At 58.5% G+C, this 13,540-nt stretch carries 14 protein-coding genes; 2 read left to right on the forward strand and 12 right to left on the reverse strand.

Going from position 1 to position 13,540, the window contains the following annotated elements:
• The 10 genes from ACM6JQ_RS21490 to ACM6JQ_RS21535 form a co-directional block, all read right to left on the reverse strand.
• Positions 1 to 1,617, reverse strand: a complete 1,617-nt coding sequence (locus ACM6JQ_RS21490; protein ID WP_414894650.1) for a phage tail protein — start codon at positions 1,615 to 1,617, stop codon at positions 1 to 3.
• Positions 1,618 to 2,253 carry a phage tail protein I gene (locus ACM6JQ_RS21495; RefSeq protein WP_007908812.1) on the reverse strand — a complete coding sequence of 212 codons (636 nt, stop codon included), beginning with the start codon at positions 2,251 to 2,253 and terminating at the stop codon, positions 1,618 to 1,620.
• Positions 2,250 to 3,245, reverse strand: a complete 996-nt coding sequence (locus tag ACM6JQ_RS21500; RefSeq protein ID WP_414894651.1) for a baseplate J/gp47 family protein — start codon at positions 3,243 to 3,245, stop codon at positions 2,250 to 2,252. Before ACM6JQ_RS21500 ends, ACM6JQ_RS21495 begins: the two co-directional genes overlap by 4 nt.
• Positions 3,242 to 3,574: a phage baseplate protein gene (locus ACM6JQ_RS21505; protein ID WP_095112497.1), complete on the reverse strand. Its 333-nt coding sequence runs from the start codon at positions 3,572 to 3,574 to the stop codon at positions 3,242 to 3,244. Before ACM6JQ_RS21505 ends, ACM6JQ_RS21500 begins: the two co-directional genes overlap by 4 nt.
• A 14-nt stretch (positions 3,575 to 3,588) precedes the next feature.
• Positions 3,589 to 4,197 carry a phage baseplate assembly protein V gene (locus tag ACM6JQ_RS21510; protein WP_007908815.1) on the reverse strand — a complete coding sequence of 203 codons (609 nt, stop codon included), beginning with the start codon at positions 4,195 to 4,197 and terminating at the stop codon, positions 3,589 to 3,591.
• 3 nt (positions 4,198 to 4,200) lie between these two features.
• Complete coding sequence (locus ACM6JQ_RS21515) at positions 4,201 to 4,722, reverse strand: hypothetical protein (protein WP_095112500.1); 522 nt, start codon at positions 4,720 to 4,722, stop codon at positions 4,201 to 4,203.
• Positions 4,723 to 4,792: 70 nt separating this feature from the next.
• Positions 4,793 to 5,131, reverse strand: coding sequence for a phage holin family protein (locus tag ACM6JQ_RS21520; protein WP_007908817.1), 339 nt, complete (start codon positions 5,129 to 5,131; stop codon positions 4,793 to 4,795).
• A 108-nt stretch (positions 5,132 to 5,239) separates the two neighbouring features.
• The gene (locus ACM6JQ_RS21525; RefSeq protein ID WP_007908819.1) at positions 5,240 to 5,815 is read right to left on the reverse strand and encodes a DUF642 domain-containing protein; all 576 of its coding nucleotides are present in this window, start codon (positions 5,813 to 5,815) and stop codon (positions 5,240 to 5,242) included.
• Positions 5,816 to 5,914: 99 nt separating this feature from the next.
• A complete protein-coding gene (locus ACM6JQ_RS21530) occupies positions 5,915 to 6,316 on the reverse strand; it encodes a tail fiber assembly protein (RefSeq protein ID WP_007908820.1) in 402 nt (133 codons plus the stop codon).
• A gap of 514 nt (positions 6,317 to 6,830) precedes the next feature.
• Complete coding sequence (locus ACM6JQ_RS21535; protein ID WP_414894652.1) at positions 6,831 to 7,565, reverse strand: XRE family transcriptional regulator; 735 nt, start codon at positions 7,563 to 7,565, stop codon at positions 6,831 to 6,833.
• 211 nt (positions 7,566 to 7,776) lie between these two features.
• Here ACM6JQ_RS21535 and mutS point away from each other — a divergent pair, with 211 nt between their 5' ends.
• Both mutS and fdxA read left to right on the forward strand, forming a co-directional pair.
• The gene (gene mutS / locus ACM6JQ_RS21540; protein ID WP_405122229.1) at positions 7,777 to 10,359 is read left to right on the forward strand and encodes a DNA mismatch repair protein MutS; all 2,583 of its coding nucleotides are present in this window, start codon (positions 7,777 to 7,779) and stop codon (positions 10,357 to 10,359) included.
• A 163-nt stretch (positions 10,360 to 10,522) separates the two neighbouring features.
• Positions 10,523 to 10,846 (forward strand): ferredoxin FdxA, encoded by a 324-nt coding sequence (gene fdxA, locus ACM6JQ_RS21545; RefSeq protein WP_007908827.1) that lies wholly within the window; start codon positions 10,523 to 10,525, stop codon positions 10,844 to 10,846.
• A 527-nt stretch (positions 10,847 to 11,373) separates the two neighbouring features.
• Here the strand turns inward: fdxA and rpoS are convergent.
• On the reverse strand, positions 11,374 to 12,381 hold the full coding sequence (rpoS, locus tag ACM6JQ_RS21550) for an RNA polymerase sigma factor RpoS (RefSeq protein WP_007908828.1): 1,008 nt from the start codon (positions 12,379 to 12,381) through the stop codon (positions 11,374 to 11,376).
• Positions 12,382 to 12,487: 106 nt separating this feature from the next.
• Positions 12,488 to 13,369, reverse strand: a complete 882-nt coding sequence (locus ACM6JQ_RS21555) for a peptidoglycan DD-metalloendopeptidase family protein (RefSeq protein WP_007908829.1) — start codon at positions 13,367 to 13,369, stop codon at positions 12,488 to 12,490.
• Between the last annotated feature and the right edge of the window lie 171 nt (positions 13,370 to 13,540).

Here is a 13,540-nt window from a genome sequence, read left to right on the forward strand (position 1 = left end):
TCACGCTAGTTGAGTGCAGAGGTGAATTTGAGCTTGGTAGGCGCTAGCTCCAGCCGACGCTCCCACTGACAGGTCGATGCTGAGGTTCCCGTTGGTTTCAAGTGACCAGGAGAGGTAACCAAACGCCAAGGGTGACGACGTAACCCAATCCCCGGTGCCACAACATCTGAATCGAGGCCTTGCACCGGGCGGTAGAACACACAAAAGAGTTGATTGACCACCAATCGCAGTTCCACGGGCAAAGTCGATGGAGACATACAAGTTGCCGTTCGCCGTCCAGTAGCGCGAAGTGTTTGCGTCGTAGAACCCGTTCAGAAAGGCCGGAGCGGCCAGGTTTTTAGTTGTCGAGAAGTCGGCAATGGCCTGATTGACGACGCCTTGGGTACCCGCTGTGGTGTAGGCATCGGTTATCCCGTAACCCGCGAGAGTAGCTGGCTTGCCGGAGCCAATTTTCGACCAGTCAAGGAACGGGATGTCTGTCGCCGAAAGTGCTGCTCCCCCTGTCACCAAACCTTTAGTGTTAACGGTAACCTTTGTGTAAGTACCGGCAGCAGCGCCTGAGTCGGCAAGCGCTATGGATATGTTGGCATTTGCCGATCCGTCAAACGACGCGCTACCGCTCGCCGCGCCGGAGACGGAAATACTCCGAGGCGTTTCAAGCTTTCGAGCCGCGACTGCCGTTGCGTTGATGCCAAGGGCGTCAGTGATCCCGAAACCGGCCAATGTATTGGGATTCGCCCCCGCAGTCGCACGGCCATACTCATCAACCGTCAAACTCTTGTAAGTCCCGGCAGCAATCCCGGTTCGCCCGGCGAGCATCTTGAACGTCAGCGCGGTAGTGCCGAGAGTGATCGGCGCATTGGTGGTCAGGTGCCACAGCGAATCTCCGTTCGCCGTGCCCTCCTCGACCATGACCGTCAGACCTGGCGTAACCTTGGCGTTACTGTTGGCATCGGTCGCCCGCACCCAGTCGCCATTGGCGACGATCCACAGTCCGTTGTCCTTGGCCAGCGTCTGATTCGCAACCAGCACGCGGTCACCAGCGATCACTGCGACACCGTCAATTTGCTGCGCACCGTTCAACACGACATTGCCAGTCGCAGCAACACGCACCGACTGCTTGCCATCGAGCTTGCCGAGTTCTTCGGCGAGGTAACTCATGACCCAGGCACGCGTGGCTTTAACCACGGTGTCATCAATCAACAACGTCACCAGCGACGCATTACTCGTCTCGAAAATCGAGCGAATGTAGAACTCTTTACCCGAACCCGACGTGGCCAGAACCGGTTTGAACGACTCCGGATATTTGACGATGGCGTAGAGAATCCCGGTGTCAGTCCACAACCCGGCCTCTCGTACATACCAACCGCCGACATCCGGCGGAATGGTCACTTCGGCGAGCAGCCAGCTCGGATTCTTCTCGTCCTGGAACAGCGCATTGAGCGGCCCGCGCCAGACTTCGCGTTTCAGTGCCGTGGCGGTCGCGGCCGGGTTGTAGACCGCGCCGCCGCCGTCACCGACGGAAATCTGCGTCAACTTGATCGGCGTGCCCGCGGCCTTGCACGCCGTTTCGTAGGCAATCCCTGCGTTGGTGAGCAGGGTGTAATAGTCAGCCATTCAGGCCCCCTGAGGATAAATAGTGGATGTTTCGACGGTGTACATGCCGGCAGCCATGAACGCCTCTCCCGAGGTTTCGAGCCCTTCGATGAACACCGGATAAACCGTGGTCAGCTCGCCGCAGAACGTCGCGGCGCCGATGACGTGATTGCCGAAAGCGCTCAAGCCAACGGAGACCGTCAGCACATCGCGCTCGCTCTTGGCATCCGCCAGGCGTCGGTCGAGACGGGCATCGATTTCTTCGCTGTAGGGTTGGTCGCTGAAGGCGCGAACGGAAAAGCTGTACGGCGCACCGGGCGGTGTCTGTTCGTACCAGGCGCGGATTTCCGGGCGCAGTTGCAAACCCTTGGCGGCGTTTTCCAGCGCCTTGCGAGTGCCGGCCTGGCGCGCGGTGGGCCAGGCCAGTTCAACGGTCAGGCGCTTTTCTGCTTCCGGTGCGGCGGTGCTCCATTCAGCAACACCGCGATCCGCTGCCAGATATGGCAGGAAGGCGACTGGTGTTTCTGCTGGGTTCATCAGTTCCGGGAACGGCGGCGCGATGCGATCAAGCAAGGCGCCAAAACCCAGATCCAGACCTCGTTCAAGTGCCGAACTGTTGGCCGGCAGCAGTGTTGGGCGCTGAGTTTTTTCACTCATAGCGTCAGCACCTCGACTTCGACCGCAGTGCAATACGGCGCTTGAAACGCCGTGGTCACGATCGGCGCCAGCGGTTCAAGAATCTGCAGTTGCACGGCACCGGCGCTGTGCAGCGTGTAGTCGATCCAGCTCGGATCGACCCGGCCTTCGAGGCGATGGCAACTGTCGGCGTAGGCCTGTAGTTGCTGTTGCGCGGCGACTTTGGTCAGGCCCGAATCGGGGCCGGAATTGATCTTGGCGACGACGCGAATCTTGTAGCGCTGAATGTCGGCAGCCTTGACGGTGACGAGGTCGGTTTCCGGTCGCACATCCGGCCGGGCGAAGTGTTCACGCACGCCTTCAAGCAATCCTTCAGATGGCGTCCCATCACCCTCTCGCGACAGCACCGTGACCTGCACTTCACCGGGCGCGGTGCGTCGACCGTTGCCATCCTTGACCTGCGCGGCGAGACCATCGGGGTTGAAGGAGTAAGTGACACTCACCACACCGGCATCGGTGGATGCGACCTTCACCGTTGGCCGCTCGCCGAGGGTGAAGACTTCGCGGCGATATTGCATCCGTGAGCCCGCTGCCGGTGCATGCGGTGCCAGGTAATAACGCAAGCGAGCATCGTCGTCGCTTTCATAAATCGCCGGCACCGGTGGAAATGCTGCCGGATCACCTGGATCAAGCAACTGCCGCTCAAGGCCCATGTCCGCCAGCCGTGCATCGAGGTTGCTGCCCGTCGCCCACCACGCCAGCATCTGTTTGATGCGAGCGTTGTATTTGCGCTCATGGGTTTGCAGCCGCACGCAGAAAGCTTCCAGCGCCAGGGTCAGCAGTTCACTTTCGTTTTCCAGGCTGGTCTTGAGTTTCGCAGCACTGTCCGGCGAACGCGCCCCGACATATTCGACGACGAAAGTCTTGAACTCAGCGAGCAATTCTTCGAAGGCTTCAACGGTGATCAGCGCGGGTTCGGCCAATTGGTTCTGGCCGGGGATCAACATGCTCATGTCACGACCTCGAAGGTTTGTTGACGGTTTTTCCAGGTGCCGGCGAAACGCAGCAGCAGACCGGCGCCCTGACGGCTGGCGACGATCACTTGCGGCTGAAAATCGCTGATCCCGTTCTGCGTGTTGTAGAACGCTTGCGCCGCGTGGCTCTGGGCCAGAAGCAGGACGTCGTCGCCGAGGTTCTGCCCCAACAACGAGGGGATCAGCGATCCGTACAAGGGCCTTTTTTGCCGGGTACCCAGCGGCGTAGTCAGGGCCCGGGTCGCGCGCTGCACAAATTGCAGCCAGTCGTCGACCGTGGCCCCGCTGTCTCTATCGATTCCGATCATGGAAGGCTCTTGATTCAGGGGCTGATGACACGGCCCTGGTGATCGACCAATGGGCCGCTGAAGTGCACGCCCGAAGCGTCAATGGTCAGGCCGACTGCACCCAGTTGCAGGGTGATCAGTTGCGGTGTCATTGCCAGTCGTGCCGGGCCGATGCTCAGCTCCAGCGATTCACGAGAACCGTTGAAAGCTGCCGGGCCGTTTTGCCAGTGCAGGGTGTGTGAAGCATCGTCGTAGCCGCTTTCGCTACCGTCCTGATGCACGCGACGGGTCAGCGTCGGGATCGTAGAGGCTGGCGGAAAACGGTCACTGTTCAAACCGAACAACGCCACGCTCTGTGCACCGCTTTCGCCGCTGCCGTAGTTGAACAGCAGACACTGCTCGCCCACCGTCGGAATCCGCGACTCACTCTGCGCGCCAGCGCTGGGATTGAAGAACTTGATGGCTGGCGTGAGCAAGCCACCGTGACTGACCTGACAGGTGTTGCTCGCGGCGTCGACGGTCTGGCAAATGCCGATACGGCAGAAGCTCTCGGCACGGCGGTGCAGGTCGTCGATTTCCGCTTCCATTTCGGCCAGGCGCTCGATGATCGGGCCGAGTTGCATGCGCAGTAATGCGTCGAACATCGGTCAGGCCTCCAGCGCGGTGTATTGGTCCGGGTCGTCGATATTGCTGACCTCCCAGGTGCGAGCGAATTTCGGCGTACCCAGTGGATCGTCCAGCAAGGTCGGGCCGAGGTAGAGGGTCTGGTTGAACGTCAGGGTCCAGGCTTTGTATTGCTGATCGCCGCGGATGAGCAATGACGGCAAGCCATCAATATTCATCGGCAGATCGCATTGATCGCCGGGCAGGTTCCAGCGGTTGTCAGTAATCAGGTTTTTCAGCACCGCGATCAGATCGCACGCTGCAAATGCGCTGGCGGCAAGGGCCGGGATGACTTGCAGGGAGACCGTCATGACATGAGCAATTCGCCCGTCAGCGGCACGCACTCCCGGTCCATTGCGGTCGAAGTCGATCAGCACCCAGGCCTGATCGCCCGGTGCAGTGAAATCATCATTATTGCCGACGCTGAGGTTGAGTCCGGTAGTGTTGCGCAGTGTCGTCGCGATGGCTGTGAACAGTTGCGACGGCTGCTGGATCGGTGTGGGCATACATGACCTCCTTTTCAATCGTCCACGCGCAGCCCTGCCGCCAAAATGGCGGCACGGAGAAATACCAAGTTCAAGGTTGGTCGCGAGGCGGTACTTCGCAGACGCCGATGCGCTTGGCAGCCCAGCGTTCGTACAACCCGATTGCCACGTCGGCGCCGGCCATTGCGGTCAGGCAACCGAAGGCGCCGGCGGCCCAGATCGACATGCCGGCGGCATACAGCAGCATGATCGCCGACACGCCGCAGATCATGCAGGCGCCCGAGCGCAGGGCCAGGCGCCGCAGCAATGACCAGCCGCGAGCGCCCTCCTTGTCGGCGCGCCACATTTCGCCGGACACCCCGCCCACTACGGCAAGGAGGATGACCAGCCAGATCGGCATGTCGGCCAGGGCTTGTTGCTCGTTTGTCATGTCACGCCTCCGGGGTAGCGTTGAGGAAACAAGAAATTGTGAGCAGACCCGATGCGTTGAGGTCATCTCTCACGTTTGAGTAAAACCAGCGCTCCCCGTCTACAGGCGTTACAAACGCTCGACAATGACGTCATCGATAAAGGCAAAGTTGGCGTACGGGTTCTGCTCGTTGGAAAACGCCAGCGTTGTCTGCGGCGTGGTTGCGGTGAAATCGTAGGTCAGAGTGGCCCATTCAACTGCAACGCCTTTGGCGGTCGGCGTGTTGAAGGTTGCGGTTTGTCCTGCCACTTTCATCTGGATGACACCGTCGCCCGAGCGGCTGGCAAAACGCGAATTGCCCGCACTGAAGGTCACTCGGTATTTGGCGCCCACGGTCGTTGCAAAGTTCTGCTGTATTCCACCGCCGTTGCCGTACACGTAGTTGGCCAAGTCAACGATCATCACGCCATCTGCTGCAACAGAGCCGCCAATCGCATTAGGCATATTGAAATATTCGGCACCAGACAGAAATGTCGTCCAGCCTGTGATGGCGTTGGCTTTTGCGGGAGTGTCCAAAATGCAGCCTGCGCCGCAGGTTGATTGCTCGAAACTGCCGTTCACCAACAGATTGGCAGCCAGTGCGTGGGTACCTGTGCCGAGCAGTACAAAAGTCGTGAAAAGCGCAGCGATTTTATTGTTCAACATGGTTTGTTTTTCATCCCTGATAAATTTCGGAATTGGTTGTGGTCTTCTGGCTCAAGGAACCAGGCACGATGGGTCTGCTTTCACAGCAGACTTGATGCGTCAGTAAGGAGCGACCGGCCACATGATGTTTGCCGGATACCCCGACTGTTTATCGATGTCGCTGAGAGCGATGCAGTACTGTTTGTGAGCCAGCAGCCGGGCCTGCTCTTCTGCCGTGGCCATGGCCAGGTCAACCTTGAACTGCAACGAGTTCATCAACAGCCAGTTGGCGGCAGCATTCAGCAATTGCCATTTCTGCTGTTCGGCTTCATTTCGCAGGTCTTCCTCGGTCGGTGGAGAAAAGGTCCAGATTCCGTTGAATGTGGCTCCCCACCCCACTCGAACATCCGAGCCGGTGACATCAACCCAGACGGAGGCTGGCGAAGCCGGTGCTTCAGGAGCGATTTCGCTCTCTTTCAGTTGGACCACTCTGTTGTATTCGACCAGTGCATAAAGATTCATGTGTATTCCTCGATGTGTGTTTTTCAATGCATGTCGTGTTTGATCAGGCAGGCATTCCAAAAAGCCCGGCGCTTGCACCCCGGGCTTTTCAGTAATGCACTCCTTCGCCTTCCTTCAAATCCTGTGTTCGAGAAGGAAGCTGACTGTTCGGCGCTACTGGCGCGGTACGAGTCCATTCAAATTGTTTTTCCGACCGCGGTCCCTGCCCGCCGGATAACTGCTTCTGGTGCTTTACGCTGCACACCCGGGTCAGTTGCCAACCCTCTGAACCGTTGAGGCCGGTTCATCGCTGCCTGTTCTTGTGGAACTAAAGAGCTTTCTTGCCAGCCGCTTTGTCGAGCGGCTTGGTGGCAAGAATATGCATGTATGCATATCCAGTCAATGCGCAAATGCATTTATTTATGCATTAGAAATGCGCAAACGCATGAAAGCCCCGCAGCGAAAGGGTTTGGTGGTTTTATTCAGGCGAAAAAAAACCCGCCAACGAAGGCGGGTTTATCTGGAAGAGGTCTGGTTAGCGGGCGTACATGCCCCACCAGAAGACGTGACCGAGGATGACGATCTGCTCTTCCTGGATTTCCTGGAAGCTGTAGTCTTCGTCTGGATGCTCATCGCGATTGAAGCTGCGCAGACGAATGCCGGTAGGCAAGCGATAAAGCTGCTTCACGCGCAATTGGCCGTTGTGATTGATCGCGTACAGGTCGCCATCGATGATGTCGCCGATGCCGCACTTGCCCGCATTGACGCCGACGGTGGCACCATCACGCAAGACCGGCAACATGCTGTTGCCACGCACTGTCACGCATTTGGCCTGGTCGAACTGCACCCCGTTATGGCGCAGGCTGCGCTTGCCGAAGCGCAGGCTAGAGCGCTCGCTTTCTTCGATGACGAATCTTCCTGATCCAGCAGCCAATTCAACCTCGCGAAGGAACGGCACCGATACTTCGTCATCATCGACCGGCGTATCGTCGTCCCACAGCATTATGTCCTTGAGTTCCGCGTGTACATCATCACGCGCGGCACCGGCCGACGGCGTGACATCCGCGCGCCCGCGCAACTGATCGGTGCTCACGGCGAAGTACTCGGCGATCTTCGAGATATGTTTATCCGAGGGATCGACGATCTTCCCGCTGAGAATCCGCGAGAGAGTGGATTGAGGCACGCCGGTGCGACGGTGGAGCTCCGTGGGGGAGATCCCGTGCTGGTCGAGCAGTGCTCTTAAGACGGAGGCTACGTTGCGTTTTTGCATAACGCGCATAGTGCTTGAAGTTTTTAATGAAGACAAATGCTGATTTGCATAAATCGTGCATAAATACACCTTTCGGTGAAGAAAACCGTCACCCGGCTGCGATGCCTGCGTCCGGCAGACTGCCCATGGTAACCTTGCGCCCATCGCGCGAAAGCCTGGCCGATGCCCCCGCTTTTGCCCTACATCTTTTAACGAGTTGCCTGACAATCCGATGAATAAAGCCGTCTCCGACCTGTCCTCCCACACTCCGATGATGCAGCAGTACTGGCGCCTGAAGAATCAGCACCCGGATCAGCTGATGTTCTACCGCATGGGCGACTTCTACGAGATCTTCTACGAAGACGCAAAGAAGGCTGCCAAGTTGCTCGACATCACCCTGACCGCGCGCGGGCAGTCGGCGGGACAGGCGATTCCGATGTGCGGGATTCCCTACCACGCGGCGGAAGGCTATCTGGCGAAACTGGTCAAGCTCGGCGAATCGGTGGTGATCTGCGAGCAGGTCGGCGATCCAGCGACCAGCAAAGGCCCGGTTGAACGTCAGGTCGTACGAATCCTCACGCCGGGTACGGTCAGTGATGAGGCGCTGCTCGACGAGCGCCGCGACAACCTGATCGCTGCGCTGTTGGGTGATGAGCGTCTGTTCGGTCTGGCCGTGCTGGACATCACCAGCGGCAGCTTCAGCGTGTCGGAAATCAAAGGCTGGGAAAATCTGCTGGCGGAACTGGAGCGGATCAACCCGGTGGAATTGCTGATCCCGGACGACTGGCCAAGGGACCTGCCAGCGGAAAAACGCCGTGGCGTCAGTCGGCGTGCACCGTGGGATTTCGAGCGCGACTCAGCGCTGAAAAGCCTTTGCCAGCAATTCTCCACCCAAGACCTGAAGGGCTTTGGTTGCGAGAACCTGACCCTGGCCATCGGCGCTGCCGGTTGCCTGTTGGCGTATGCCAAGGAAACCCAGCGCACCGCCCTGCCCCACCTGCGCAGCCTGCGCCACGAGCGTCTCGACGACACCGTGGTGTTGGACGGTGCAAGCCGCCGCAATCTTGAACTCGACACCAACCTGGCCGGTGGCCGCGACAATACCTTGCAATCGGTGGTCGATCGCTGCCAGACCGCCATGGGCAGCCGCTTGCTGACCCGTTGGCTGAATCGTCCGCTGCGCGATCTGACCGTGCTGCTGGCGCGTCAGACCTCGATCACTTGCCTGCTCGATCGCTACCGCTTCGAAAAACTGCAACCGCAGCTCAAGGAAATCGGCGACATCGAACGGATTCTCGCGCGGATCGGCCTGCGCAACGCGCGTCCTCGTGATCTCGCACGGCTGCGCGACGCCCTTGGCGCACTGCCTGAACTGCAAGTGGCCATGACCGACCTGGAAGCGCCGCACCTGCAAGGTCTGGCGACCACCACCAGCACTTACCCGGAACTGGCGGCGCTGCTGGAAAAAGCCATTATCGACAACCCGCCTGCGGTCATCCGTGACGGCGGCGTGCTGAAAACCGGTTACGACAGTGAACTCGACGAGTTGCAATCGCTGAGCGAAAACGCCGGTCAGTTCCTCATCGATCTGGAAGCCCGCGAGAAAGCCCGCACAGGCCTGAGCCACCTGAAAGTTGGCTATAACCGCATTCACGGCTACTTCATCGAACTGCCGAGCAAGCAGGCCGAATCGGCGCCAGCGGATTACATTCGTCGGCAGACGCTGAAAGGCGCCGAACGCTTTATCACGCCGGAACTGAAAGAATTCGAAGACAAGGCGCTGTCGGCCAAGAGCCGCGCCCTCGCACGCGAGAAGATGCTTTACGAAGCGCTGCTGGAAGACTTGATCAGCCAATTGCCACCGTTGCAGGACACCGCTGGCGCACTGGCCGAACTCGACGTGTTGAGCAACCTCGCCGAGCGCGCGCTGAACCTCGATCTGAACTGCCCACGTTTCGTCAGCGAGCCGTGCATGCGCATCTCCCAGGGTCGTCACCCGGTGGTCGAGCAGGTGCTGACCACGCCGTTCGTGGCCAACGACCTCAGTCTGGATGACAACACGCGCATGCTGGTGATCACCGGCCCGAACATGGGCGGTAAATCCACCTACATGCGCCAAACCGCACTGATCGTGCTGCTGGCGCATATCGGCAGCTTCGTGCCGGCCGCCAGTTGCGAACTGTCGCTGGTCGATCGCATTTTCACCCGCATCGGTTCCAGCGATGACCTCGCGGGCGGCCGTTCGACCTTCATGGTTGAAATGAGCGAGACCGCCAACATCCTGCACAACGCCACCGAGCGCAGCCTGGTACTGATGGACGAAGTCGGTCGCGGCACCAGCACCTTCGACGGTCTGTCGCTGGCGTGGGCTGCGGCGGAGCGCCTGGCTCATTTGCGCGCCTACACACTGTTCGCTACACACTACTTCGAACTGACCGTGTTGCCGGAAGCCGAGCCATTGGTGGCCAACGTCCACCTCAACGCCACCGAGCACAACGAACGCATCGTGTTCCTGCACCACGTGCTGCCCGGCCCTGCCAGCCAGAGTTATGGCTTGGCAGTGGCGCAGTTGGCCGGCGTGCCGAGTGAAGTGATCGTGCGTGCCCGCGAGCACTTGAGCCGACTGGAAGAAACCGCGTTGCCGCATGAAGCGCCGAAACCTGCGGCCAAGGGCAAACCGGCGACGCCACAGCAAAGCGACATGTTCGCCAGCCTGCCGCATCCGGTACTCGATGAGCTGGCTAAACTGGATCTGGATGACCTGACCCCGCGTCGTGCGCTCGAAATGCTCTATGCATTGAAGAACCGGATATAAGCACTGAAGAAGCGGATATAACGCAAACGGCTTCAAGCTGTTAGAATCTCGCGCGGTTTGGGATGCTGCTGGCTAATAGCCTGGCCAGCAGGTATCGCTCCCGAACCTGGCGACCCCAACCGTGAAGGGGCAACGCTGCCGCCGCCTGAGGAGAAAATTAGAAATGACCTTCGTCGTCACCGACAACTGCATCAAGTGCAAGTACACCGACTGCGTAGAAGTCTGTCCGGTGGACTGCTTTTACGAAGGCCCAAACTTCCTGGTGATTCACCCGGATGAGTGCATCGACTGCGCCCTGTGCGAACCGGAATGCCCGGCCGTAGCCATCTTCTCCGAGGACGAAGTTCCGGAAGAGATGCAGGAGTTCATTCAACTCAACGTTGAGCTGGCTGAAATCTGGCCGAACATCACCGAGAAGAAAGAATCGCTGCCGGATGCCGAAGAGTGGGACGGCGTCAAAGGCAAGATCAAAGACCTCGAACGCTGATCTGCCCCGCGCTCGAATGAAAAGGCCCCTCGCGGGCCTTTTTGCTTTTCTGTGTTCTGCTTTTCTGCGGGCAAAAAAAGGGGCGGTATGACCCGCCCACATTTTTTCCCTATTCCCTGTATTCCTTTTCATCGTCCTGATGAATCGCGTCCTGCGATGTCCGTTCCCCTCATCCTTGAAGGGCGTGTCTGTCCGTCGACACAACCCAGATACTAGAGAATTCCCCGGCGAGAGCAATCGGCCCTGAGACCGTAGAAGCGCTGTAATAAGCACTTCACATTAAAAAATAAATATATAAATCAATAAGTTAAATAACCACGCCGAGGATAATCGACGTCTGCCGTCCTAAAAAAATAGTGAACACCTACGAAAGAGTAAGCCAAGGCTTACACCGCGAGACTACAAACGATGGAATTGCCAACCGTACGTCCGGCAATCAACAGCGTTGCAAGGGACAGCCACCAAATCCAGGCCAACAAAAAGCCCCGAACCAGTCGGGGCTTTCTGCGGGCGGACGTGAGAGGCGCTTACTGGAACAGCGACTCGCTCGACAGGCCATTCTTCTCAAGAATTTCACGAAGGCGCTTGAGGCCTTCGACCTGAATCTGCCGCACCCGTTCCCGGGTCAGGCCGATCTCCAGGCCTACGTCTTCCAGCGTGCTGCTCTCGTGACCGCGCAGGCCGAAGCGACGCACAACCACCTCGCGCTGCTTGTCGGTCAGCTCCGACAGCCATTGATCGATGCTCTGTGACAGGTCGTCATCCTGCAACAGTTCGCACGGATCGGTCGGACGATCATCGGTAAGGGTGTCCAGCAGGGTTTTATCCGAATCCGGACCCAGCGAGACGTCGACCGAAGAAACCCGCTCGTTCAGGCCCAGCATGCGCTTGACCTCGCCCACCGGTTTTTCCAGCAGGTTGGCGATTTCTTCGGGTGAAGGTTCGTGGTCGAGCTTTTGCGTCAGCTCCCGTGCAGCCCGCAGGTACACGTTGAGCTCCTTGACCACATGGATCGGCAACCGGATGGTCCGGGTCTGATTCATGATCGCGCGCTCGATGGTCTGACGAATCCACCAGGTTGCATAGGTCGAGAAGCGGAAGCCGCGCTCGGGATCGAACTTTTCCACCGCCCGGATCAGCCCGAGGTTGCCCTCTTCGATCAGATCCAGCAGCGACAGCCCTCGATTGACGTAACGCCGGGCGATTTTGACCACCAGCCGCAGGTTACTTTCAATCATGCGCTTGCGCCCGGCCGGATCGCCACTTTGCGACAAGCGCGCAAAATGAACTTCTTCCTCCGGGGAGAGCAATGGGGAAAAGCCGATTTCGTTGAGATACAACTGCGTGGCATCAAGTGCACGCGTGTAGTCGATGTACTTATGTTGTTTAAGTGAAGCGGAGTGTTTGGATTTGGAACGAACGGAAGGTGGAGCAGCCCCTTCATCATTCGACATCGAATCCGAATCGATGCCGGTCTCCATAAGGAGAACCTCATCGTCGATGTCAAACTCCGGCACTTCTTTACTGAGAGCCATTGTTATAGTCCTTTGGTGAGTTCGACCCCAAGCTCAAGCGACGCCTTTATCCTTGGCAGCGCTGGAGCCTGTCCCCTCTACGTGACGGAACAGGCTGGCTTACAAATCAACGTCTTGGCAGGAACTGCAGCGGATCCACAGGTTTACCTTGGCGGCGAATCTCAAAATGCAGTTTCACCCGGTCTGTACCCGTTGACCCCATTTCGGCAATTGTCTGTCCGACCTTGACCTGCTGTCCCTCCCGAACCAACAGCCTACGGTTATGTCCGTAGGCACTGACGTAGGTTTCGCTGTGTTTGATGATGACTAATTCGCCGTAGCCCCTTAAGCCACTCCCGGCGTATACCACCGTCCCATCAGACGCAGCTAAAACAGGCTGTCCCAAATCTCCGGCGATATCAATTCCTTTATTCAAACTACCGTTTGAAGAGAATTTTCCAATCAGAATGCCATTAGATGGCCATCCCCAGCCGGTCGGGGCCGGGCCTGCCGGAGGCAGTGGCGCGGGCGCTTGCTTGTTGGCGACGGACGGTGCAACACCCGCAGAACCGCCAGTAGAACCGGTGGTTGTGGTGGTCGTCGTGCCATTTGCCTGGCGCCGGATTACCGTGGTTTTACTCGAAGAAGAAGGCGAAGAACTGCTGTTGCCGACCACCGCCGTCGGCGTTGAACCGGTGCGGCCATCGAAGCGAATCGTCTGACCCGGATGGATCGTGTACGGCGTAGGAATATTGTTCCGGGCCGCGAGGGCTTTGTAGTCCCAGCCGTAGCGAAACGCGATCGAAAACATCGTATCGCCGGGACGGACTACATACTGTCCGGTCGTCACGGTAGGACGCTGGGCCACCGCATTATTGCGATCGACCACCCGCACATTGCTCGATTTGGTGCTGGAGCAACCGACCAGCAAGGTGCTCAAGACAAGGCCAGTCACCAGGCGCTGAAAGCTCGTGTTACCCATACGCTGCGCAATGACTGTGAGACTCACCCGCCGCTCCCTTTGTGGTGGCTGAAAAATGTGAAATGCCGGATGTCGGCATGAGGTGTCGCAAGTATAACGGGCCGGATCGGCTTTACCTTTAATGAAGCGAAATCGCTTCGCGCACACGTTTGCAAGCTGACAATCTGCTGCGTTTAAACCATCGCTGCCGGAGTAAGA

This window comes from Pseudomonas sp. IT-232MI5, from assembly GCF_949767845.1.
Classification (GTDB): domain Bacteria; phylum Pseudomonadota; class Gammaproteobacteria; order Pseudomonadales; family Pseudomonadaceae; genus Aquipseudomonas.